This is a genomic window from Porphyrobacter sp. ULC335, from assembly GCF_025917005.1.
Classification (GTDB): Bacteria; Pseudomonadota; Alphaproteobacteria; order Sphingomonadales; family Sphingomonadaceae; genus Erythrobacter.
This window is the reverse complement of sequence record NZ_CP078091.1, coordinates 1,704,664-1,727,779: the sequence shown is the minus strand read 5'-3', so window position 1 is coordinate 1,727,779 and position 23,116 is coordinate 1,704,664. Positions and strand designations below refer to the sequence as shown.

General features: G+C 66.3%; 24 protein-coding genes. 3 read left to right on the top strand and 21 right to left on the bottom strand.

Features of this window, described 5'->3' with window-relative positions:
- Positions 1–92 precede the first annotated feature (92 nt).
- The 20 genes from ftsA to KVF90_RS08100 all read right to left on the bottom strand — a co-directional run bounded on the left by ftsA (position 93) and on the right by KVF90_RS08100 (position 20,687).
- Positions 93–1,418: a cell division protein FtsA gene (gene ftsA, locus KVF90_RS08195; RefSeq protein ID WP_264394356.1), complete on the bottom strand. Its 1,326-nt coding sequence runs from the start codon at positions 1,416–1,418 to the stop codon at positions 93–95.
- Complete coding sequence (locus KVF90_RS08190) at positions 1,418–2,344, bottom strand: cell division protein FtsQ/DivIB (protein ID WP_264394355.1); 927 nt, start codon at positions 2,342–2,344, stop codon at positions 1,418–1,420. The genes ftsA and KVF90_RS08190 overlap by 1 nt, the downstream gene beginning before the upstream one ends.
- A complete protein-coding gene (locus KVF90_RS08185) occupies positions 2,322–3,344 on the bottom strand; it encodes a D-alanine--D-alanine ligase (protein ID WP_413677022.1) in 1,023 nt (340 codons plus the stop codon). Before KVF90_RS08185 ends, KVF90_RS08190 begins: the two co-directional genes overlap by 23 nt.
- The gene (murB, locus tag KVF90_RS08180) at positions 3,314–4,279 is read right to left on the bottom strand and encodes a UDP-N-acetylmuramate dehydrogenase (RefSeq protein WP_264394353.1); all 966 of its coding nucleotides are present in this window, start codon (positions 4,277–4,279) and stop codon (positions 3,314–3,316) included. Before murB ends, KVF90_RS08185 begins: the two co-directional genes overlap by 31 nt.
- Complete coding sequence (gene murC / locus KVF90_RS08175; protein WP_264394352.1) at positions 4,276–5,709, bottom strand: UDP-N-acetylmuramate--L-alanine ligase; 1,434 nt, start codon at positions 5,707–5,709, stop codon at positions 4,276–4,278. Before murC ends, murB begins: the two co-directional genes overlap by 4 nt.
- Positions 5,706–6,935, bottom strand: a complete 1,230-nt coding sequence (murG, locus tag KVF90_RS08170) for an undecaprenyldiphospho-muramoylpentapeptide beta-N-acetylglucosaminyltransferase (RefSeq protein WP_264394351.1) — start codon at positions 6,933–6,935, stop codon at positions 5,706–5,708. The genes murC and murG overlap by 4 nt, the downstream gene beginning before the upstream one ends.
- Positions 6,932–8,161 (bottom strand): FtsW/RodA/SpoVE family cell cycle protein, encoded by a 1,230-nt coding sequence (locus tag KVF90_RS08165; RefSeq protein ID WP_264394350.1) that lies wholly within the window; start codon positions 8,159–8,161, stop codon positions 6,932–6,934. The genes murG and KVF90_RS08165 overlap by 4 nt, the downstream gene beginning before the upstream one ends.
- Positions 8,158–9,528, bottom strand: a complete 1,371-nt coding sequence (murD, locus tag KVF90_RS08160) for a UDP-N-acetylmuramoyl-L-alanine--D-glutamate ligase (protein ID WP_264394349.1) — start codon at positions 9,526–9,528, stop codon at positions 8,158–8,160. The genes KVF90_RS08165 and murD overlap by 4 nt, the downstream gene beginning before the upstream one ends.
- A gap of 10 nt (positions 9,529–9,538) precedes the next feature.
- Positions 9,539–10,609 (bottom strand): phospho-N-acetylmuramoyl-pentapeptide-transferase, encoded by a 1,071-nt coding sequence (gene mraY, locus KVF90_RS08155; RefSeq protein WP_264394348.1) that lies wholly within the window; start codon positions 10,607–10,609, stop codon positions 9,539–9,541.
- A gap of 41 nt (positions 10,610–10,650) precedes the next feature.
- Positions 10,651–12,144, bottom strand: coding sequence for a UDP-N-acetylmuramoyl-tripeptide--D-alanyl-D-alanine ligase (locus KVF90_RS08150; RefSeq protein ID WP_413677021.1), 1,494 nt, complete (start codon positions 12,142–12,144; stop codon positions 10,651–10,653).
- Positions 12,120–13,592, bottom strand: a complete 1,473-nt coding sequence (locus KVF90_RS08145) for a UDP-N-acetylmuramoyl-L-alanyl-D-glutamate--2,6-diaminopimelate ligase (protein ID WP_264394347.1) — start codon at positions 13,590–13,592, stop codon at positions 12,120–12,122. Before KVF90_RS08145 ends, KVF90_RS08150 begins: the two co-directional genes overlap by 25 nt.
- The gene (locus KVF90_RS08140) at positions 13,589–15,319 is read right to left on the bottom strand and encodes a peptidoglycan D,D-transpeptidase FtsI family protein (RefSeq protein WP_413677024.1); all 1,731 of its coding nucleotides are present in this window, start codon (positions 15,317–15,319) and stop codon (positions 13,589–13,591) included. Before KVF90_RS08140 ends, KVF90_RS08145 begins: the two co-directional genes overlap by 4 nt.
- 5 nt (positions 15,320–15,324) lie before the next feature.
- The gene (locus KVF90_RS08135) at positions 15,325–15,891 is read right to left on the bottom strand and encodes a hypothetical protein (protein WP_264394345.1); all 567 of its coding nucleotides are present in this window, start codon (positions 15,889–15,891) and stop codon (positions 15,325–15,327) included.
- Positions 15,888–16,832, bottom strand: a complete 945-nt coding sequence (rsmH, locus tag KVF90_RS08130; RefSeq protein WP_264394344.1) for a 16S rRNA (cytosine(1402)-N(4))-methyltransferase RsmH — start codon at positions 16,830–16,832, stop codon at positions 15,888–15,890. Before rsmH ends, KVF90_RS08135 begins: the two co-directional genes overlap by 4 nt.
- Positions 16,829–17,326 (bottom strand): division/cell wall cluster transcriptional repressor MraZ, encoded by a 498-nt coding sequence (locus tag KVF90_RS08125; protein WP_264394343.1) that lies wholly within the window; start codon positions 17,324–17,326, stop codon positions 16,829–16,831. Before KVF90_RS08125 ends, rsmH begins: the two co-directional genes overlap by 4 nt.
- 401 nt (positions 17,327–17,727) lie before the next feature.
- Positions 17,728–18,507 carry a GldG family protein gene (locus KVF90_RS08120; protein WP_264394342.1) on the bottom strand — a complete coding sequence of 260 codons (780 nt, stop codon included), beginning with the start codon at positions 18,505–18,507 and terminating at the stop codon, positions 17,728–17,730.
- Positions 18,488–18,904: a hypothetical protein gene (locus tag KVF90_RS08115; protein ID WP_264394341.1), complete on the bottom strand. Its 417-nt coding sequence runs from the start codon at positions 18,902–18,904 to the stop codon at positions 18,488–18,490. Before KVF90_RS08115 ends, KVF90_RS08120 begins: the two co-directional genes overlap by 20 nt.
- Complete coding sequence (locus KVF90_RS08110) at positions 18,901–19,926, bottom strand: cysteine synthase A (protein ID WP_264394340.1); 1,026 nt, start codon at positions 19,924–19,926, stop codon at positions 18,901–18,903. Before KVF90_RS08110 ends, KVF90_RS08115 begins: the two co-directional genes overlap by 4 nt.
- A gap of 46 nt (positions 19,927–19,972) precedes the next feature.
- Entirely contained in the window at positions 19,973–20,341 is a 369-nt protein-coding gene (locus tag KVF90_RS08105; RefSeq protein WP_264394339.1) for a DUF1905 domain-containing protein, read from the bottom strand.
- Positions 20,342–20,369: 28 nt separating this feature from the next.
- Positions 20,370–20,687, bottom strand: a complete 318-nt coding sequence (locus KVF90_RS08100) for a 2Fe-2S iron-sulfur cluster-binding protein (protein WP_264394338.1) — start codon at positions 20,685–20,687, stop codon at positions 20,370–20,372.
- Positions 20,688–20,793: 106 nt separating this feature from the next.
- Between KVF90_RS08100 and KVF90_RS08095 the strand changes: the two genes are divergently transcribed.
- The 3 genes from KVF90_RS08095 to KVF90_RS08085 all read left to right on the top strand — a co-directional run bounded on the left by KVF90_RS08095 (position 20,794) and on the right by KVF90_RS08085 (position 22,538).
- A complete protein-coding gene (locus tag KVF90_RS08095) occupies positions 20,794–21,411 on the top strand; it encodes a DNA-3-methyladenine glycosylase family protein (RefSeq protein ID WP_264394337.1) in 618 nt (205 codons plus the stop codon).
- Between the two features lie 146 nt (positions 21,412–21,557).
- A complete protein-coding gene (locus tag KVF90_RS08090) occupies positions 21,558–21,923 on the top strand; it encodes a VOC family protein (RefSeq protein WP_264394336.1) in 366 nt (121 codons plus the stop codon).
- Between the two features lie 6 nt (positions 21,924–21,929).
- A complete protein-coding gene (locus KVF90_RS08085) occupies positions 21,930–22,538 on the top strand; it encodes a GNAT family N-acetyltransferase (protein WP_264394335.1) in 609 nt (202 codons plus the stop codon).
- Between the two features lie 262 nt (positions 22,539–22,800).
- On the opposite strand, the gene KVF90_RS08080 is transcribed toward KVF90_RS08085, so the two are convergent.
- A complete protein-coding gene (locus KVF90_RS08080; protein ID WP_264394334.1) occupies positions 22,801–23,088 on the bottom strand; it encodes a DUF1971 domain-containing protein in 288 nt (95 codons plus the stop codon).
- Positions 23,089–23,116 lie beyond the last annotated feature (28 nt).

The window sequence follows — 23,116 nt, the reverse complement described above, 5'->3', positions numbered from 1 at the left end:
CGCGCACATTTTATAGCGTCAAAACCCTTATCCACAGCAGCGGCAAAGTGTTTTGATGAGGCGGCCCCTGCGTCAACCGGCCGCCCGACCCGTCAGAAATACTCCCTGAGCGCCCGGAACAGGCGCGTCACCAGCGCCATGATACCACTTTCGCGCGCAAAAGCCTTGTAAACTCCGCCGCGTCCCGCGCCCACCGCGCGGATGTCGACCGGGTCGTCAGCGGCGTAGAGACACAATCCCGCCAGCGTCGCAAAGCCCGGCGCGTGGTGCGCTTCAGGCATGCCGGAAAGCTGCGGCGGCCGTCCGAGCCGCACCGGCTGGCCGAGAGCACCCTGCATGAAATCGGCCATTCCGGCAAGCTCGGCTCCACCTCCGGTAAGCACCACTTGTCCCGCGCGGCTTCCGGCAAAGCCCATCATCTTGAGCGCCTTGCCGATCTCGCCGGTCAACACGGCAAGCTGCTGGGTCACCACTGCAATCAGTTCGGCGCGCACGATCCGGTTCTTGTCATCCGCCCCGCGTGCGAGCGGGCCGACTGGTGTAGCGCCCTCTCCGCCTTCGCCCGGACCGCTGACCGGGATCAGCTCGCGATGATCGGCCGGGCTGGCGATCGCCGATCCGGCAACGCATTTCAGCCGTTCGGCCTGGCTGCGGCGGATTCCGAAGCTGCTGGCAATCGCATCGGTGATCGAGCCGGAGCCCATCGGCACAGCCTGCAACCCCAGCAGCATCCCGCCCGCGAACACCGCGACATTGGTGATGTCCGCGCCGATCTCGACCAGCGCCACGCCAAGCTCGCGCTCCTCGGGCGTCAGGCAACCATGCCCCGCGGCGAGCGGCGCGGCGACCACGCCTTCGACCTCAAGATGGGCGTTCTGCACGGCCTCGGTCAGGTTGCGGACCGGTGCGCCATCGGCGAGCATCACGTGGATATCGACGCCCAGCCGCTCGGCATGTAGACCGCGCGGATTGGCGACGCCGTGGGCACCGTCCAGCGTATAATGCGCAGGCTGGGCGTGCAGCACCTTGCGGCCATCGGGCTGGATCATGTCCTGCGCCTCGATCAGCAGTTGCTCGACATCCTCGTCCTCGATCCGCCGACCGCCGATCTCGATATCGACCGAGACGACATGGCTGGCGAGCCCCGCTCCGGCGCAGGCGATCCATACGCTCCTGACGGGCGTATTGGCGCTTTTCTCCGCCCGCTCCACCGCATCGCGGATCGCGTGGCTGGCCGCGCCCATGTCGGTCACATAGCCGCGCTTGATCCCCGCACTGGCGCGATGGCCGGAACCGAGCACTTGCAAATCACCGCTCTCGGTCTCGCCCATGATCATCGCCGAAATGCGGAACGAACCGATGTTCACCGCGGCATAGGTGCGCGCAAGGCGGCGCGGCGATGCTGCTTTGCTGGCCATCAGGTGGTCTCCCCGTCTTCGCCCGCAGCCACGACCTTGGGCTTGCCGGCAGCTTCGGGCAGACGCAGGTAGAGCCGCGGGGGCGTGCGCATGTCGAAGGCCAGCACCTTGCCGCCGAGCAGCCGGTTCTTGCCGTCAAGCCGTGCGAACTTGACCAGCGCTGTCGCAGCCTCGACCTTGCCTTCGGGCAGGGCGAGTAATTGCCCGGTCTGGAAGGTCAGGTTCCAGCGGCGGTTGCCGACCCATTCGGCAGCCTCGACCTTCGGTGCCAAGGCAGGCGCAGCGGCGAGCAGGGTTTCGAGCGCTTCGGCCTGCTTGCCCGCGCCGGGTCCGGCGAGCCGCAACATGCCCTTGGACTTGTCGGCAGCGACCGGTTCAAGCTCCACGCCGGTCGCGTCGATCAGCACCAGCCGGTCGGGCTTTTCCAGAACCGCATGGGGCGTCCGCTCGACGATATCGATGGCCAGCGTGTGCGGCAGCTGGATCGAAACCCGCGCGTCCTTGACCCACGGCAGCGCGCGCAATTCGGCGCGCAGCTTGCCGATATCGACATCGGGCATGGGCTGATTGCGAATGGCCAGCGCGCGGGCATAGACCTGCTGTTCGTCCATGCGGCTGGTGCCGGTGACCCGCACATTGCGCACCTCGAAACCGGCATCGGCAGCGATCCGCGCGACCTGTGCCTGCGCAAGTGCGGGCACACCGGCAAGCGTGGCGATGATGAAGGCCACGCCCACGCCGGTGCCGATGATCATGGCGAGCCAGATGCGGCTCCACTGTTCCTCGGTGAAGGGCAGCACGCCCATGGCCTGATCGATGAACCCGCTAGCGGACCCGCGTGCGCGGCGCGCGGTTACTGCGCGGCTCTGCGCCTTGGCGACGCGCCGCACGCCGGAGGCGCCGTTACGCCGGATCTGTTGTGCCATGCTGCCCTCCTTTCGCCTGCTTCAGCCCATGGACCCGCAACGCCTCGGCGACCAGCATTTCGACCAGATCGGCATAGGAAATGCCGCATCCCGCCGCCTGTTCGGGCACGAGGCTCAAAGGCGTCATGCCGGGCTGGGTGTTGGTTTCGAGCACAAACAAGCCGTCCTCGCCCGCTTCCTCGTCCCAGCGGAAATCGGTGCGGCTGGTGCCGTGGCAGCCGAGCACCTGATGCGCCTTGACGGCATAGGCCTCGCACAGCGCGGTGATTTCAGGCGGCAGCTTAGCGGGGAAGATATGCTCCGTCCGACCGGCGGTGTACTTGTGCTCGTAATCGTAGAAGCCGTTTTCGATCACGAGCTCGGTGACGCCGAGCGCGCGCGGGCCATCGGGGCTGTCAAGCACGGCAGCGGTCAGCTCGCGGCCCTTGATGAAGGGTTCGGCGAGGAGTTCCGCGAATTCCTGCCACGGGCCGCTCGCCTGCGGGTTGATCGGGTTGCCGACATTGCTGTCTGCGGTGACGATGGCGACGCCGACCGAGGAGCCCTCGTTCACGGGCTTCAGCACATAGGGCCGCGGCAGCGGGTCACGTTCGTAGAGTTCATCGCGGCTCACGATCCTGCCGCCCGGCATGGGAATCCCATGCGGCACCAGCGCCTGCTTGGTCAGCTGCTTGTCGATCGCGATGACCGATGTGGCGAGGCCCGAGTGCGTATAGGGCAGGCCCATCAGGTCGAGCATCCCCTGCACCGTCCCGTCCTCGCCGGGAACGCCGTGGAGCGCGTTGAACACGACATCGGGCTTGGCCTCGTGGAGCCGGAGGGCAACATCGCGGCCCATGTCGATGCGGGTGACCTTGTGCCCGCGCGATTCCAATGCGTCGGCCACGCCTGCGCCGCTCGTCAGCGAGACCGGGCGCTCATTGGCCCAGCCGCCCATCAGGACTGCGACGTGGAATTTCGTATCGAGGCTCACGGGCGTCCCACTCTCTGAATTTCCCATTCAAGGCTCACGCCAGTTGCGGCATAGACTTTGTCGCGCACCATTTCGCCCAGACCTTCGATGTCCGCGCTGGTCGCATCGCCGGTGTTGATGAGGAAGTTGGTGTGCTTCTCCGAAACCTGCGCGCCGCCCAGTTTGAGGCCCCGGCACCCAGCCTGATCGACAAGCTGCCACGCCTTGTGACCTTCGGGGTTCTTGAAGGTCGACCCGCCGGTCTTCGTGCGCAGCGGCTGGCTCGCCTCGCGCGCGGCGGCAATGCGGTCCATCTCCGCGCCGATCTCTTTGGGATCGCCCGGATGCCCGCGGAACCGGGCTGAGACGACGATAGCGCCATCGGGCAGCGCGGAATGGCGGTAGGAGTAATCCAGTTCCTCGGCGTTCAAAGTGATGAAGCTGCCGTCGGTCAGGATCACCGCGCAATCCAGCAGCACATCGGCCACCTCGCGCCCGTAGGCCCCGCCGTTCATGCGCACGAAGCCGCCGACAGTGCCGGGGATGCCGCGCAGGAATTCGAGCCCCGCAATGCCAAGATCGCGCGCGGTGGAGGCGACCAGAATACCGCTCGCCCCGCCGCCGCAGGTCAGTTCCATTTCGCCGCTGTGCGTGACGCCCGCAAACGCCTTGCCGAGCCGCACCACCACGCCGGGAACCCCGCCATCGCGCACGATCATGTTCGAACCGAGGCCCAGTGCCATGACCGGAATCTCGCCGCCGAGCCGTTCGAGGAACAGCTTCAGATCATCCATATCGGCCGGTTCGAACAGCCAGTCCGCAGGCCCGCCGGTCTTGAACCAGGTATAGGGCGCAAGCGGCGCCTTGCAGGTCAGCTTGCCGCGAATGGAATCGAGCGGCACGGGCGCCGACACGCCACCTTCGACCGCGCAGGTGGGGGCGGCACCGCTGTCATATTCGTAGCTGTCGCCCGGCTGGTTCATGCCGCGCCCCGCTTGGCATCGATGGCCGGGGCGAGGCTCGCAGCCCAGCGCGTGATATCGCCCGCGCCGAGACACACGACCATGTCGCCCGGCTGGATCTCGCCCGCCAGCACATCGGCCAGCGCCTCGGCCCCGGCGATCTCGCGCGCCGCCCGATGACCGCGTGCCTTCATCCCGGCGACCAGCGCCGCGTGATCGACCCCCGGGATCGGCTCCTCGCCCGCCGGATAGACCGGCGTGACATAGGCGATGTCGGCATCGTCGAAACACGACTGGAATTCGTTCATCAGGTCATTGAGGCGCGAATAGCGGTGCGGCTGCGCAACCGCGATGACGCGGCCCCCGCTCCCGGCAACCGCCTCGCGCGCGGCGCTGAGCACGGCGCGGATTTCAACCGGGTGGTGGGCGTAATCGTCAATCACCGTCACGGCGCCGCCATCCACGGCGACGCTGCCGACCTTGGTGAAGCGCCGCCGCACCCCGCCGAAGCGGGCAAAGCCGGTGCGGATGACCTCGTCCGAGCAGCCCATCTCGATCGCAACGGCAATCGCGGCGAGCGCGTTCTGGACGTTGTGGCGTCCGGGCATGGGGAGGTGCACGCCTTCGATCCGGCGATCTTCCAGTCCCCGCTGACGGACGATCACATCGAAAGTGTTGCCGCCATCTTCCGAGCGGACATTGACCCCGCAGATATCGGCCTGAAGCGAGAAGCCATAGGTGACAACCTTGCGGTCGCGCACATCGCCGATCACCGCCTGCACGACCGGATGATCCACGCACAGCACCGCCGCGCCGTAGAAGGGCACGTTGTGGATGAACTCCACGAAGGCGCGCTTCACCCCGTCGAAATCGCCGTAGTGATCGAGGTGCTCCGGATCGATATTGGTGACGACCGCGATGGTTCCGTCGAGGCGTAGGAAAGAACCGTCGCTCTCGTCGGCTTCCACGACCATCCAGTCGGAATCGCCGAGGCGCGCGTTCGAGCCATATTGCTCGATGATCCCGCCATTGATGACCGTCGGATCGACCCCGCCTGCATCAAGCAGCGTCGCGATCATGCTGGTGGTGGTGGTCTTGCCGTGGGTGCCCGCCACCGCAACGGTGGATTTGAGGCGCATCAGTTCGGCCAGCATTTCCGCGCGGCGCACCACGGGGACGCGGGCTTCCAATGCGGCGGCAACTTCAGGGTTGGAACGGCGCACGGCAGTGGAGGTTACGACCACGGACACGCCCTCGACGTTCTCGGCCTTGTGCCCGATATGCACCGTCATGCCGCGCGCGCGCAGCCGTTCGACGCTGGGGCCTTCGGAAATGTCGGAGCCCTGCACCTTGTAGCCAAGGTTGTGCATCACCTCGGCGATGCCCGACATGCCGATCCCGCCGATGCCGACGAAGTGGATGGTGCCGATATCGGTGCCGACGCCCTTCATGCTGCGTTCTGCTCTTCGGTTTTCTCGCCGCCCGCAGCGGCGGTTGAGGCCCGCGTGCGCAGGCGGGCGGCGGCAGGCGCAGCCTCGCCGACGCGGATGACGTCCATCAGATCGATCCCGCTCATGCTTTCGACCAGATCGGCCAAGTCCTTCGCCGCATCGGGCCGCCCGCAATTGAATGCACAATGCGCCGCATTGGCGAGGCTGGCGGGGTTCATCGCCATCGCCTGGATCTGCTTGGCGAGTTCCTTGGGCTGGAAAGCCTCCTGCCGGATCATCCGTGCGCCGCCCGCCTTCACCATTTCGCGGGTGTTGACCGCCTGATGGTCGTCGGTCGCAATCGGCAGCGGGATGAGGATCGCGGGACGGCCGACTGCGGTCAGCTCCGCAATCGTGGAAGCGCCAGCGCGGCCGATGAACAGATGCGCATCGGCGAGCCGTTCGTGCATGTCCTCGAAATAGGTGCCGAGTTCGGCGGGGATGTCATGCTCGGCATAGCGTTTGCGCACCGCTTCAAGGTCTTCGGCGCGGCATTGCTGGGTCACCTGCAAGCGCTGGCGCAGCGCGGTGGGGAGCATGGCGAGGCCATCAGGCACCACTTCGGACAGCACCCGCGCCCCCTGTGATCCGCCGGTGACGAGAATGCGCAGCAGGCTTTCGTCGGTGAAGGCGGGGAAGTCCTGTTCGCGCAGCGCCAGCACCTCGGCGCGCACCGGATTGCCGACCAGATGCACCTTGGCGGCGTGCTTGGGCGCGAGGCGATCAACGCTTTCGTAGGAGGTGGCGATTGCGTCCACGCGCCCGGCCAGCAGGCGGTTCACCCGGCCCAGCACGGCGTTCTGTTCGTGCACCACGCTCGGCAGCTTGGCGGATGTCGCCGCCAGCAGGGCGGGCAGCGCGGGGTAGCCGCCGAAGCCGACGATGGCAGAAGGCTCGAAGGCGTCGAACAGCCTCAGCGCCATGCTGCGCCCTTCCAGCACCGCGCGGATCCCCGCAGGCCAGCCCAGCGGGTTCTTACCGAAGCGCCCGGCGGGTAGCACGTGGGCGGTGAGAAAATCCGGCTTGCCGGGGATGTTCGCCCCGCGTTCGTCCGTGATCAGCGCCACGTGGTGCCCGCGCGCGTGCAGCTCGGTAGCGAGCGCGAAGGCCGGGATCAGGTGGCCGCCGGTGCCGCCCGCAGCGAGCACATAGTGGCGGGAAGCGCCAGTGGGGGTGGAACTGGTCATGCGCTCGTGTCCTTGCGTTCGATCAGATCGCGCAGCCCTGTGCCCTCGCGGGCGAGGAACGGATTGCGCCGCGTGATCGCCAGCAATAGCCCAAGCGTGAAGCACACCGCCAGTGTCGATGAACCGCCATAGGAGATCAGCGGCAGCGTCATCCCCTTGGAGGGGAACAGTTTGAGGTTCACCAGAATGTTGATGAAGGCCTGCCCGCCGAACTGGGTGATGAGACCCGCCGCCGCCAGCAGGGCGAACAGATTGTCCTCGCCCGTCAGCCGCAGCAGCGCGCGCAGCACCAGCCCGCAGTAAAGCACCACGATCATCCCGCAGGTCAAAAGCCCGAATTCCTCGCCGATCACCGAGAAGATGTAATCGGTATGCGCCTCGGGAAGGTTCATCTTGCGAATGCCCAGCCACAGGCCCGTCCCCGTCCAGCCGCCCGCCGTGATGGTGCGCTGCGCCAGATCGACCTGATCGAAGGCGGTGCCGCCGCCCAGAAAACCGTCGATGCGGTGGCGGGCGTTATCGTAAAACAGGTAGGCGAGCGTCAGGCCGGCGATCCCGAGGCCGCCCAGCCCGGCGATGCGCTGCCACTGCATCCCTGCCAGCAGCACCATCACCAGCCAGATTCCGCCGAACAGGATCGCATCGCCAAGGTTGGGCTGGAGCATCAGCAGCCCCGCGATCAGTGCGAAAAACCCGGTAACGAAGGCAATCACCGGAAGACCGGGATCGCGCAGCCGCCAGCTCAGAATCCAGGCGCAGATGATCGCGAAACCGGGCTTGAGGAACTCGGACGGCTGCAAGGACATGCCGACATTGATCCAGCGCTTCGCCCCGTTCTTCTCCTCGCCGATGATCGGCACGACGAACAGCAGCGCCAGCATCACCGCGCCCACCATGATGCCGACCCTGCGCGCCTGATCGCGGTTGAGGAAAGACAGGCCGATCATCAGCGTCAGACCCATCATCTGGAAAACGATGTGCCGCTTGAAGAACATGAAATCGGCGACCCGCTCCTTGGCGGTCGAAAGCTGGTCGGCGCTCGCGGGGGAGGCCGCGGCCACCGCAATGATGCCCACCCCCATCAGCAGCGCGATCAGCAACAGCAGCACCTTGTCGATCTCGCGCCACCAGATGCGCAGGGCATCGCGCCAGCGACGCTGCACAGGAACCGGAGCAAGATAGTTGCCGCTGCTACGGGCTGCGGGGGAATAGGCGGGAGCGCTCATGGCAGGATGCTCCGGCTGGCAGCATCGCCGCAGGTGTCGCAGCCGGTTATCGCACCGACCATCTGGCGGAAGTGCAGCCCGCGCTTTTCGTAGTCGCGGAACTGGTCATAGGAGGCGCAGGCGGGCGAAAGCAGCACGACCTCACCCGGGAGCGCGGCTTCCTCGGCGCGGCGCACGGCTTCGCTGATCAGCTCGCAGCGTTCGGTGCGCACTTGTCCTTCGAGCAGGTCGGCAAACATCGGCCCGGCCTCGCCCACGGTATAGGCAGCCGCGACATTGCCGAGGTGATCGGCGCAGGCGCCGAGGCCGTCTTCCTTGGGCAGTCCGCCCACGATCCAGTGAATGCGCGGGGCGCCGCCGTTGATGTCAGCTTCCGGCGGGAAAGCCGCAAGGGCGGGCGCGGCCGAGGCGGCGTTGGTCGCCTTGCTGTCGTTGATGTAGATGACGCCCTTCGCCTCGCACACCCGCTCCATGCGGTGCGGCAACCCGCGATAGGTGGCGAGGCCCGCTGCAATCTGCGCATCGCTCAGGCCAAGCTGGCGGCAGATGGCCACCGCGACCGCCGCGTTCTGGGCATTGTGCGGCCCTGCCAGCGAGGGCGAACGCCCTTCGGCGAGGCCCGCCGCATCGAGGTCCGCCGTTTTCACCCGCACCAGCGGCTTGCCTTGCGCTGCCAACCGGTCGGCGATGGCGATGGTCGGCTCGTCCTCGTCACAGATCAGCGCGGTGCCGTTCGCCTGCATCTGGAACAGGCGTTCCTTCGAGGCAGCATAGGCGGTGAAATCGGCATAGCGATCAAGATGATCGGGGGTGATGTTGGTCAGCGCCGCGATGTCGCAATCGAGCGTGAAGGTGAGGTCTATCTGGAAGCTCGACAGTTCGAGCACATAGATGCCACCTTCCGGCAGGGGCTCCTGCCCCAGGATCGGATCGCCGATATTGCCGCCCATCACGGTGGGTATGCCCGCCTCGCTCAGGATGTGGTGGGTGAGCGCGGTGGTGGTCGACTTGCCGTTGGTGCCGGTGATGCCGACCACCTTGTGCGGCGGCAGGCTGGCGCGGGCCTGTGCGAACAGTTCGATATCGCCGATCACCGGAAGGCCATATTGCCAGGTGTGCGGGGCGATGGGGTGCGAATTGAGCGGCACGCCGGGCGAGACGACCACGCCCGCAAAGCCGGTGAGATCAAGCTCCAGCGGGTCGATCAGTCGGCAGCGCCCTTCGAAGACTTCGCGCGCGTGCGGCTGGCGGTCCCAGCCGATCACCTCGGCCCCGCTCGCGATCAGCGCCTCTGCCGCCGCCGCGCCAGAGCGCGCGAGGCCGAGCACCGCAAAACGCTTGGACTTGAAGGCGGGCGAGGTGATCACGGGCGCGGGCCTACCGCAGCTTCAGCGTCGAAAGGCCGATCAGTGCGAGCACGATGGCGATGATCCAGAAGCGGATCACGACCTTACTCTCGCTCCAGCCGAGCTGTTCGAAATGGTGGTGGATCGGCGCCATGCGGAACACGCGCTTGCCGGTACGCTTGAACCAGAACACCTGCACAATCACGCTGACCGCTTCGAGCACGAACAGTCCGCCGACGATCGCCAGCACGACTTCGTGATGCGAGGCGACCGCAATCGCCCCGAGCGCTCCGCCCAAGGCGAGGCTGCCAGTATCACCCATGAATACGGCAGCAGGCGGCGCGTTGAACCACAGGAAGGCGAGGCCCGCCCCCATGATCGCCGCGCAGAAGATCGCCAGCTCCCCTGCGCCGGGCACATGCGGGATGCCGAGATAGGCGCTGAAATCCGCGCGGCCCGCCAGATAGGCGATGATCGCAAAGGTCCCCGCCGCGATGATCACCGGCATGATCGCAAGGCCATCCAGCCCGTCGGTCAGGTTGACCGCATTGCCCGCGCCCACGATCACGAAGGCGGCGAAGACGTAATAGGCCGGCCCCAGCGGAATGCTGACGCCGGTGAGGAACGGCAGGTAGAGGTTGGTGTTGATCTGGCTGACGATCAGCCACGATGCGATCCCTGCCACCACAAACTCGCCCAGCAGTCGCACCCGCGCGGACACGCCTGCATGACTGTTCTTCGAAACCTTGTCGTAATCGTCAAGGAAGCCGATGATTCCGAAGCCGATTGTCACCGCCAGACACGCCCAGACAAACGGGCTGGAAAGATCCATCCAGATCAGCAGCGCCAAAGTCAGCGAGACGAGGATCATCAGCCCGCCCATCGTCGGCGTGCCGCGCTTGGCAAGGTGCGATTGCGGCCCGTCCTCGCGGATCGGCTGGCCCTTGCCCTGACGCACGCGCAGCAGGTTGATGAAGCGGGGTCCGATGATCAGGCCAATCACGAGCGCGGTCATCAGCGTCGCGCCCGCACGGAAGCTCTGGTACCGCACCAGATTGAGGATGCCTTCGAAGCCAAGCCACTCGGCAAGCAGATAGAGCATTCAATCGTCCTTTGGCCCGGTCTTACGCCTCCCGCTACGGCTCACGCCCGGGCACTATCGGTGTAATGTGATACCAGCTTGCCCAATCCGACCGAATTGGAACCCTTGACCAGCACCGCATCCCCATGCGCCAGACCATATTGCCCGAGCGCGGTAATTGCCTCGGCAGGGCCTTCGCAATGGGCGAAGGTGACGCCCTTGCCAAGCAGTGCCTCTGCCTGTTTCCCCAACTCGTCTGCCAGCGCGCGCATCTCTGCGCCGACAAGGATCGCATGGGTCACGCCTGCCTCGGCAATTGGTTCGGCGAGTTGGCGGTGGAAGGCGTCGGCGAAATCGCCCAATTCCTTCATGCTTCCCAAGACCGCGAGCCGCCGCGTGGCGGGGGTTGCGGCAAGTGCTTTGAGCGTTGCACGCATTGATGCCGGGTTGGCGTTGTAGCTCTCGTCGATCAGCAGCGCGGTCCCGCCCAGCACAGCCAGCGTATGCCGCGCGCCGCGACCCTTGAGGCCGCCCATCTCGGCCAAGGCAAGACCCGCGCTGGCAAGATCGCCGCCCGCCGCGCGCACCGCCGCCATCACGCCCAGCGAATTGACGATCCAGTGCTCCCCCGGCTCGGCGATGGTGTAGCAGATGCGCCGGTCGCCCAGATCGGCGGTGACAAGCGAACCGCCGCCCGCTGCGGGAATGGCGTCGAGCAGGCGCACATCCGCATTGGCGGCGCGCCCGAAGGTGACGACATGTGTGCCAAGCGCCTTGGCGTGGCCGATCATCCGCTCGGCCCATTCGCTGTCGGCGGGGATGATAGCGACGCCGCCGGGAACCAGACCGGTGAAGATCTGCGACTTCTCGTCCGCGATCGCCTCAAGGCTGCCGAGGTTCTCGATATGCGCGGGCGCGATGGTGGTGATCAGCGCCACATGGGGTTTCGCATGGGCGGAGAGCGGAGCAATCTCGCCCTGATGGTTCATGCCCATCTCGAACACGCCGAACTTGCTGCGTGCGGGCATCCGCGCGAGGCTGAGCGGCACGCCGACATGGTTGTTGTAGCTGCGCACCGAACGATGCGCCGCGCCGCGGCTGGCACGGTCGAGGCAGGCGAAGATCGCTTCCTTCACGCCGGTCTTGCCGACCGATCCGGTGATGCCGATCCGCACCGCCTCCACCGCACGGTCACGCGCGGCGTGGGCGAGGTCGTGCAGGGCCTTGGTGGTGTCTTCGACAAGCACGTGCGGGTAATCGACCGGGCGGTCGACGATTGCTGCAACCGCGCCCTTGGCGAAGGCGGCTTCGATGAAGCGGTGGCCGTCCATCGCTTCGCCCTTCAGCGCAACGAACACATCACCCGGCTTCACATCGCGCGAATCCATCTCGACGCCGGAGGCCTGGAAGTCATGGCTGGCAATGCCGCCCGTCGCCCTTTCGATGGCGGCAGCGGTCCACAGCGCGAGCGGCAGCGTGTCGCGCGCCGTGACCGGCCATGCGTGCAGCATCGGATGTGAGAGCGGCGCGTTCACTGACCCGTGCTCCCCGCACATTCGCGCGCGACTTCGACATCGTCGAAAGCTTCGATCCGCATTGTTTCTCCAGACCCGAATATTTGACCCTGCTCGTGCCCCTTGCCAGCGATCAGCACAATATCGCGCGGTCCGGCTTCCCCAATTGCGGCGGCGATGGCGGTGCGGCGGTCTCCGATTTCGCGCGTATTCGCGCCTGCACCGGCCATAATCGCGGCGCGAATGACGGCGGGATTTTCGCTGCGGGGATTGTCGTCGGTGACGATGGCGAGATCGGCAGCGCGCGCGGCGACTTCACCCATCTGTGGGCGCTTGCCCGCGTCACGATCGCCGCCCGCGCCGAAGACGACGATCAGGCGACCGCCTTGCGCCACGTGGGGGCGCAGCGCGGCGATGGCAGCTTCGAGCGCGTCGGGCGTGTGGGCATAATCGACATAGGCAGGCGCGCCCGCCTGGTTGAGTGCGGCCCGCTCCAGCCTTCCGCGCACCGGCTGAAGACGGCTCAGGGCATCGAACACGCTTGAGGCAGAAACGCCCGTCGCCAACGCCAGCCCTGCCGAAACCAGTGCATTGGCCGCCTGATAGGCCCCGATAAGCGGCAGGTTCACCTTCCGCGTCTCGCCCTCATACGCGATATGAAGAAGCTGCCCCAACTGTCCGGGTTCGCGGGCAATGAGGCGCAGGAAAGTCCCGCCCTCACCCACGGTCAAAACCTTGAGTCCGCGCGCCTCTGCTGCGGCGATGGCCTTGGCGGTCCATTCCGAACCCTCGCCCGCATCATGGATCACCGCCGGGCTGCCGGGCGCTACGACTTCGGTGAACAGCCGCATCTTGGCCGCGAAATAGGCCTCCATCGTGCCGTGGTAATCGAGATGGTCGCGGCTGAAATTGGTGAAGGCCGAGGCCGAGACGGTCAGCCCTTCGTTGCGATACTGGTCGAGCCCGTGGCTCGATGCCTCGTAGGCGACATGAGTCACGCCTTCGCGCGCGAGGCCGCTCATGTTGGCGAGGAAGGTGACGATGTCGGGCGTGGTCAGTCCGGTCGAGATGCTCCCGTCAGGCGTGGTCACGCCGAGCGTCCCGATGCTCGCCGCGCGCTCGCCCGCCATGCGCCAGATCTGGCGGGTCATCTCGACGGTCGAGGTCTTGCCATTGGTTCCCGTCACCGCGACGATGGTCTGCGGCACCGGAGAAAAGAAGCCCGCGGCGAGGCGCGCAAAGGCGCGTCGGGGGGTGACGTCGGCAATGTGCAGCGCACCTTCGACGCGGACTTCAGGGCGGGCCACGACGGCAATCGCGCCCGCTGCGATGGCGGGGCGGATGAAGTCCTCGCCATTGACGGTGGCGCCTTCGAAGGCGCCGAATATTGTGCCGGGGGCAACCTTGCGGTGATCGATGGCGAAGCCGGTGACGGTATCGTCACCCGCGCCCGGCAGACCCGCCTTGGCAAGCAATTCGTCGAGCTTCATTCGCCCTTGTCCACCAGATAGCGCAGGTCGGAGATATCGACGTCGCGGCTGTCGTCAGGCTGCACGCCCAGCATCGGACCTATGCGCGGCACCAGCTTGCCGACGATCGGCGCGGAGGTGAAGGCGGCGGTGCGCTGGAAGCTGCTGGCGATGGTGCCCTTGGGCTCGTCGACCACCACCACCACGACATAGCGTGGCGCGTCCATCGGGAAGGCGGCGGCGAAGGAGGACACCAGCGCGGTCTTGTTGTACCCGCCCACCCCGGCCTTCTCCGCCGATCCGGTCTTTCCGCCCACGCGGTAGCCGGGCGCATCGGCGCTTTTGCCTGTGCCATACAGCGAGATCATCCGCAGCATCTGGCGCATCTTGGACGAGGTCGATTCCTTGAACACCCGCCGTCCGCGCGGCACATCGGCCGGGTCAAGCTTCAGCAGGGTCGAGGGACGCCAGATGCCGCCATTCACCATCGCCGCATAGGCGCTGGCGAGGTGCAGCGGGGTCACGGCAAGGCCGTGGCCGAAGCTGACGGTCATGTTGGTGACGCGGCTCCACGGACCCTGGGGCCAGATCGGGCGGCCCTTGGCAGGCAGTTCGATGAAGGGGCGGCGGTCCATGCCCAGATCGATCATGGTCTGGCGCAGGCGTTCCGCGCCCATCGCATCGCCGATCCGCGCGGTCACCGTGTTCGATGAATGCACCAGCGCCTGCGGCACATTGAGGCTTGCTCCCAGCGGGTGCGAGTCCTTGATCGAGCGGCGCCCGACCTCGACCGGCGCGGCGTTCCACTGCTGGCCGAGATTGCGCACCACGCCAGCATCAATCGCGGCGGCAACGGTCAGTGGCTTGAAGGTCGATCCGAGTTCGTAAACGCCGTTGGTGGCGCGGTTGAAGACATTGACCGCGCCGCTCGCGCCTGCGGTGTTCGGATCGAACTCGGGCAGGCTGGCCAGCGCCATGACTTCGCCCGTATCGACATCCAGCACGATCCCTGCCGCGCCGAGAGCATTGGTTGCCAGCATCCCGCGCCGCAACTCGTCCTCCAGCGCGCCCTGCACCCGCACATCGATCGACAGCGCAACCGGCGCAGTGCGCTGGTCGGGGTGGCTGAGGCGATCTTCGAGCACTTGCTCCATGCCCAGCTGCCCGCCCTTGTCCTCGACCACATAGCCCAGCACATGCGCGGCCAGCGTGCCTTGCGGATAGTAACGGTCGGTCTCGCGGGGAATTTCCAGCGCGATCTCGCCCAGAGCGAAGACGCGGTTGGCTTCTTCGGGGAGCAAGCGGCGGCGCAAGTAGCCCGACTGGCCGGACGCGAGACGCTTGGTCATGCGCGCTTCGTCGATATCGGGGAAGATGCCCTTGAGCGCGCGCGCGACCTCGGCGGGGCTGCGCACCAGCGGCGCGCCGCTATCGCCCATCGCCTTGGGATCAAACCACAGGGCATAGGCGGGGAAGGCCCTCGCGAGCGGCGTGCCGTTGCGGTCGGTGATCTCGCCGCGCGGGGGCAGCAGCGCATCTTGCAGGCTGGTGCGTTCCGGCGCTTGCCCGCCCAAGCCGAGCGAAATGATCCGCAGCAAAGCGATCAGCGCGACGGCAGCAAAACCGGCGAGCAGCCACAGCACCCGCACGCGCGCGGCCCACAGCATTTGCGCGCGCAAACCCACACTGGGCAGGCGGCCAGCAGGAATGACCGGCGTTGCATTATGGGCGACCAGCTGGGCCGCCATCATGTTCATTCGCCGGTTCCCTTGGCGGCGGCGGCGACCTTGCCGATGCGCGGCGTTTCAGCCCGCGCGGGGCGGATTGGGGACGCTTCGATCAGGAAATCACCGAAGGCCTGGGCGAAGACTGCCCCTGCATCCTTCTCGCTCGATGCCGAAGCCAGCGTCACCTTCGCGCCCGACACAGGAGAGCGCATGGGGGCATCAGCCTGAGCCTCGCCAGCCACCGTGTCGGTGCTATCGGCGCGCGCGAGGCGGATCGGCGAAGGCGCATCGGGGCCGCGCACTTCGCCAAGGCTCGCCAATTGGCGCTCGCCATCGAGGAATTGCCCGGCGCGCGGAGCCGCGTAGCCGAATTCGACCGTGTTCCATTCAGCCAGCTGGCGCTGGCTGGCGCGGGTCTGGAACTCGGTCTCGAGCAGCATCGTCTCGCGCTCGAGCGCGATCAGCTGGCGCTCGGCGAGCAGCACCTCGCTCTTCACCGCGTGCACCCTGAAGCTGAGCACCACCACCAGCGCGAAGCAGATGGCGAGCACGGCGACCCAACCCAGCGAACGGGCCTGAGAGCTGTTCATCATGCGGCTAAGCTCCTTGGGGCGGCGCCGGTGCGGATCGCATGGCGCAAGGTGGATGAACGGGCGCGCGGATTGCGGGCGATCTCGGCCTCGGAAGGGCGGATCGCCTTGGAAAGCTGCGCGAAGGTTGGCGGGGGGCCGGGGATTTCCCCGGGCAGATGGCGCGAGACGGAGCGGCCCGCGCCGCTGGCGGTGCGCAGGAACTGCTTGACGATGCGGTCCTCAAGGCTGTGGAAGCTCACCACCGCCAGCACGCCGCCCGGCACCAGCAGCGCCTCGGCAGCGGCCAGCCCGGCTTCAAGCTCGCCCAGCTCGTCGTTGATGTGGATGCGCACCGCTTGGAAGGTGCGGGTCGCCGGGTCCTTCTTGTCGTGCGGCTTGTGGCCCAGCGCACGGCGAACCACGCGGGCGAGTTCGCCGGTGGTCGCCAGCGGGCGCGCGGCGACGATGGCGCGGGCAACGCGGCGCGACTGGCGCTCTTCGCCATAGAGGTAGAGCACGTCGGCAATCGCTTCCTCATCGGCGGTGTTGAGGAAGTCGGCGGCGCTCTCGCCGTCCTGGCTCATGCGCATATCGAGCGGGCCGTCATGCATGAAGGCAAAGCCCCGTTCGCCCTGATCGAGCTGCATCGAGGAAACGCCGATATCCATCACCACGGCATCGACCTGCGGCACGCCAATCGCGGCGAGCTCCGCACGCATCGCCGAAAAGCGCGCGGCGTGGAGCGCCAGACGACCATCGAAACGCGCGACCAGCGCCTGTCCGGCAGTAATCGCATCGGGATCGCGGTCGAAGGCATGAACGCTCGCGCCAGCTTCCAGCAGCGCGGTGGTGTAACCACCTGCACCGAAGGTTGCGTCAACGATGGTCATGCCGGGCCGGGGGGCGAGCGCGGCGACCACTTCATCGAGCAGCACGGGGATGTGCGGGGCGATCTGCGTCATGCCGCGGCCCCCTTCTTGGCGGCAGCGATGAGCTTGGCACAGGCTGCCTGGGCGCCCTTCCACTCGGGGCCCATGTGGGCCAGTTCCTCGGGCGACCAGACGAAGAAGAACTCCCCCGCCGCCTGGAAATACAGCCCGTCGCCAACCTTGCCGAGATCGCGCAGATGCTCGGGCATCACGAAGCGCCCGGAATCGTCGAAGGGCAGCTGCTCGAAGCCGAACAGCTGCGCGGCGCGCACTTCGCGGTCGAAATCGTGGAGGCCGAGGCGGATGGCGCGCTCCTCCTCACGGTCGAGCTGGACGTCGAGCTTTTCGGTGCGCGAGAGGCCGAAACCGATGAGGCAATCGAAGCGGTCATGCGCGGCAAGGCAAAGGGTGCGGTTGCCGCCCGAGCTTTCCTTGACCGCCTTGCGGAAGGCCGGAGGAAGGACAAAGCGGCCCTTCTCGCCCGCGGGCGAGTAAGCTTGACCGTTATATCCTCCAAAAGCAGACACGTGCCTGCGTTCCCCTCTAAACGGCGGCGGCGCACCTCACCGGCTGGCCGCGCTAATGACGCGCTCTAATCCCCCGGACATGCCTTCCCGTCCCGGCCGCACGCGTGCGGCACGGTCTGCGCCAGCCCCACCGACCGGTCGCAAGACATACAGGCATGTCTGATAGGCCCCGGTATTATCGGGGATGGGGCGGGGATGGAAGGGATTTTTCGGGGAAATTGCGGGAAAACTTGGTATTATACTGTTTTATCGTCATTAATTAGGCTGGCGTGAAATCGCTTAGGGCTTCCACTTGGTCGACAAATCCCTGAAAAAAGCGGTCTGGAGCGGGCCAATCCCGCGTTTTCCCCGGCATGGCGCGACTCCGAGTCCCGCGCTTCCCGCATTTTCCCGTGGCCGCGTCACGGGAAGGCGAAGGCCAGCACATCGCGCAGGCCTGCACCGTCCTCGCCGGCCAATTCCTGATGTTCGAACAGCGCGGCATCGGCGATCAGAGTGACCTGCCCTTCCCCGACCCCGCACTGCGCCGCCGCACCGCCCGCCAGCAGAGTGCAATCCGCCGCGGCCGGATCGGTCACCGCAATCCGTCCGGCCAGCGCTAGCGGGATCATGGCAGTGCCAAGCGGCGCTGTCGTTGCCGCAGCGTCCTGCGCATCGTCGAAATTCACCGCCATGCCCCAGCGCGCCACGACCGGCGGGATCAGCGCACTATCGACCGGACGTCGCGGATCGCCGAGCGGCAGATCATAATCGCCCGTCAGCGCCGGATCGAGCACCAGCAGCAGCCGCCCTCCCTTGCGCACCCAGGCATCGAGCGCGACATTGTCGCCGGGCGAAAGCCCGCGCGGCTGGATGACTGCCAACCGATCAAGGCCCGCCAGCGGATCGACCTCGGCAGCATCGGGAGAGAGGCCGGGGATCGGCGACAGCGTGTCGATCAGCTCCAGCACATAGGCAGAACCCATGGCAGAGCGCTGCCACGGAACAGCACCGCGCCCGGCTGCAATGTCGCCAATGCCTTCGCCGAGCGGCCAGTACAGCGGCAAGCTGGTCATCAGCCCGAGCTTTTCGGTGGGCGCAGGGGTTTGTCGAGAAACCGGCGCGTCAGGGGCAGCATCGCAGCCGGCCAGCAGCAGCGCCGCGCCCAGCCAGACGAGCCCCTTACTGCGCAGGCGGGGCATCGGCCGGTGCAGCTGGCTCAGCGGCGGGAGGCTGCTGTTCTGCACCCGGGTCGGCAGCGATGTCGGGCACCACGCCGGCATCGGCGAGCGGATTGGCCTGCGCGGCAGCACCGCTCGGCTCGGTGGTCGGCGCGGCTTCTGGCACGGCGAGTTCGTCATTGCGCTCGGCCTGACCGCCGATGATGCTTGCCAGCCCCACCAGCAGCACCATCGCGCCGATCCCGAACAGCCCGACCTGAAGCCGCTGCACCGCCTCGCTCCGCGTCGTCACCGCGGCCGAGCCATCGTCGGGTTCGCCTTCAAGCTCTCTCGTTGCGGTCACTTCACCGCTGACGGGGGCGAACAGGCTGCGCTGGTTCATCCGCCGCAACCGCTCACGCCACGAAAGACCCTTCATGCCGCTCCTCCAGCCGGAGCCAGCCAGTCAAAGACCGGCAAGCCCTTCGCGCTTAGCCATTCGTGATTATACAGGGTCGAAAGATAGCGGAAGCCGGTGTCGCACAGGATGGTGGCGACCTGCGGATTGGCCCGCCCCTCGGCGACCAGTTCCTTGCCCAGGGCGATCGCGCCCGCGACATTGATGCCCGATGACAGGCCGAGGCACAGGCCTTCTTCCCGCAGCAGTCGTTCGACCCAGACCAGGCCTTCTTCGTCGCTGATGCGGTATTGCGTGTCGATCGGCGCGCCTTCGAGGTTGGCGGTGATCCGGCCCTGCCCGATCCCTTCGGCGACCGAGGATCCTTCCGCGCGCAATTCGCCATGCGCGTAGTAGTTGTACAGCGCCGCGCCATGCGGATCGGTGAGCGCGATGCGGATGTTCTCGTCGAAGGCCTTGAGGCCGAGGCCCACGCCCGCAATCGTCCCGCCGGTGCCCGCCGCGCAGGTGAACCCGTCCACCCGCCCGCCAAGCTGCTCCCAGATTTCGGGCGCGGTGCCTTCGATATGGGCGCGGCGGTTGGCGATATTGTCGAACTGGTTGGCCCATACCGCGCCCGGCGTTTCTTCCGCGAGGCGGCGCGAGGTGTGGACGAAGTGGCCGCTATCTGAAAACTTGGTCGGCGGCACCAGCACCAGCTCCGCGCCGAGCGCGCGCAGCGTGTCCATCTTCTCCTTGGACTGGTTGTCGGGCATGACGATGATCGTCTTGTACCCGCGCGCATTGGCAACCAGCGCAACGCCGATCCCGGTGTTGCCCGCTGTGCCTTCGACCACCGTTCCACCGGGCAGAAGCTCGCCGCGCGCTTCTGCATCGCGGATTATGTAGAGCGCGGCCCGATCCTTCACCGAGGAGCCGGGGTTGGCGAATTCGCACTTGCCGTAGATGTCGCAGCCGGCTGCTTCACTGGGTCCGGCAAGGCGGACGATCGGGGTATTGCCGATAAGCGCGAGCGTGTCGCCAAAGGGGCGGGTAATGTTCATGGGTCTGAATTAGGCGCTCGAAGCGCGCGGGGCAAGCTGCACCACTTCAGGCGAGCCGCAGCACCGCCTCGACCACACTGCCCTCAACCAGCTTCTCCGCCTTGCGCACTGCGGCCTTCAGCGGGAGCAGCCAGCCGCCGACCTGTTTCGAGGGGAACAGCGATGTGCGCCATGTCGTCCCGCCGATGGTCACCTCGACATAGACCGATCCCCATGCCGCGGCATTCACCGCGCCAGCGCGGATTGCCTGTGCGGTCTCGCCGTCGATGGTCAGGAAATACCATGAGCCCTTGGCAGGCGCGCCGTCGCTGCCCTGCCATAGCCACACCGGGCCGCGCACAGTCCATATGCCCGCGTTGCCTTCCGGCGCGTGGCCCAGCTCGTCGCGCAGGAACCGGGCGAGGTCAGCGTCCATCGGACTACTCCCCCCGCCCGGCCTGAAATCAATCTTCCGGAGCAATCGTCACGTGCAGCCCGTCCAGTTCCGCGGTGAACGGGATCTGGCACGACAGGCGCGAGGTCTCGGTGCGGTGATCGGAGGATTCGAGCAGATCGTCCTCGTCTTCGCTCATCTTCGGCAGCTTGTCGGCGAAGGCCGGATCGACATGGATGTGGCAGGTTGCACAGGAGCAGCAGCCGCCGCACAGCGCCAGCAGCTCGTCGAAGCCATTGTCGCGGATGGCTTCCATCACAGTGAGGCCGTTTTCGACGGCAATCTCGCTGGTTTCGCCTTCGCGGTTGGTGACGACCAGTCTGGGCATGAACAGGGCTTCCTTTTCGGCTATTGGGCGCAAGAACCTGCGCTGTGAGAGTGCGGGACGGCTGCTAAGGTACTCTTGGGGCCAAGGCAAGTTAAGGAAAGTGCGAGTGGGGCTGTCAGCCGAAAAATTGCGTGAAGACCTCGATGCTGTTGCCGCGCGCGAGCCGCAACTGGCCAGCGCGCTGATCCGCGTCGGCTATCCCGATGCGCGCATCCGCGATCCCGGCTTTGCCACCTTGCTGCGCACCATAGTCGGCCAGCAGGTCTCGGTCGCCTCGGCAGCGGCGGTGTGGCGCAAGCTGGAGGCCGAATTGGGCGACGGCTTCACCCCTGCCTGTCTGCTGGAGCGCGATTTCGAAACCTTGCGCGCCTGCGGGTTGTCACGCCAGAAGCAAGGCTATGCCCGGTCCCTGTGCGAGCTGATGGTGGCAGGCGAGCTCGACTTCGATACCCTCCCCGCCGATGACGAAGCAGCGATCGAACTGCTTACCCGCATCAAGGGCATCGGCCGCTGGTCGGCAGAGATCTACCTGCTGTTCGCCGAGGGCCGCCCCGACATCTGGCCCGCGGGCGATCTGGCGGTGCAGGAAGGGGTGAAACGGCTGCTGGAGATGGAGGAACGCCCGTCGGAAAAGGCAACGCGCGCGTTGGCGGAAAGCTGGTCGCCGCAGCGCGGGGCAATGGCGATTTTCACGTGGCACTTCTATGCCAATCCGGCGCTTTGAGGCGGCGTCCGGTAATTCCGTCTGGAGCCCAAAAGCCGCCGTTCGGGAAGCGACTTGTTTTGACACTGACTAGATGATTGAAAAACCGGTGCCGGTGCGCTTACGCCTACTAAATCAGGCTTGGCGTCAATTGGAACCCAGTACCTATGTTTCATCTTTCGCTCCCGGTTCAGGAATTCAACGCATGTCTCACCTTCTATCGCGACTGCTTCGGGGCCGACGTGCAAATGCTAAGTGCGAAAGCGGCCAATCTGTTCGTCTTTGGTGGACAGGTTACCTTCCACGAACGGCCCCAGGCCGGGCTGTCCGACGATGCCCGGCGCACGATGCACTTCGGGCAGGTGGTGTCGCCCGACGAGTGGCTGCGATTGCGTGATAGGATCATCGCTGCCGGGTACTCGCCCCTGCGCGCCGTTCCGGCGAACGAGGCGGCGAACCGACGAGCGAAGCTTGTTGTCGCCGATCCAAGTGGCAACCTGGTCGAGATCAATTCCACGGCACTGGAAGGGTAAGGCCCGATGGAGCTCTCGGCTGAACTGCTCGAAGGTCGCCACGTTCGGCTCGAACCGGCAGGGCCGGATATGCGCGACGAGCTGCGTGCGGCGCTCGACTGCGACCCCGAGGCATGGGCAATACAGTTCGCCAACGGCCGCGGTGACGCCTTCTCCGGCTACTGGGCGGGCATGCTCACGCCCAACCCGCCGGGGAGCCGCATCGCATACGGAGTACGCTTACGCTCAAGCGGACGGCTGGTGGGCACCACCAGCTTTCACCATATCTCGTCTGCGAACTGCACCGTGGAGATCGGTTCAACCTTCTACCGACCGGAGGTGCGCGGCACGGCGGTCAATCCGGAAACCAAGCTGCTCCTTTTGGAGTATGCATTCAGTCGTGGTGCGCTGCGCGTGCAATTGACCGTAGACAGCCGGAATGAGCGAAGCCAAGCGGCAGTTGCGAAGCTCGGCGCGGTTCGAGAGGGCGTTCTGCGCCGCCACCTCGTCACTTGGACCGGTCACCTGCGCGACACGGTAGTGTTTTCGATCATAGACTCGGAATGGCCGGACGTGCGCGAGCGATTGCGCGCACGACTTGGCGCTTCCGCAGGTGTCACAACCGAACGGTTGTGACACCTGCGCGCGATGGCGTTGCGGCCCGCCGCACTCGAAAGCCGACCGAGAACGAACCACCCACTTGCGGACATTCGGCAGCCTTTCGGATCCGCCCAAAACCCGCAATCCAGACTGTGCCGGATTATCGCAGTGGTGGGCGCGGTTCACCGTTCTTTCTGCTTCTTGCACTTCTACGCCAACCCGGCGCTGATAGGCCGCGTCCGGTGTTCACGAATGCAGCCCCACCAAATGCGCCGGTCGGCTAGCGCCCCCAAAGCAGTCATGGAACCTCAGGAGCAGGTCCAGGGAGCGCGCATTCGAGAAAGTCGATTTCCAGAACGAATTCGCCTTCCAGAAGCTCGAGATGGTGGGGAATGGTCGGGGGGATGATTACCGTTTCCTTGTCGATGACGACGGTTGCATGATCGGCCCCATCATCATCCCACACAAAGCGGACCTTGCCGGACAGGACGCGCAGCCTTCCCCAGGTGCCTGCCTTCAGCCGGTGCTCCCGCAGCAGCCCTTTGGGCAGGCTATCGCAGCCGAACGGGCCGATGGTGCGATACACTGCGGCATCGCTTGGCAGGGCGAAACGT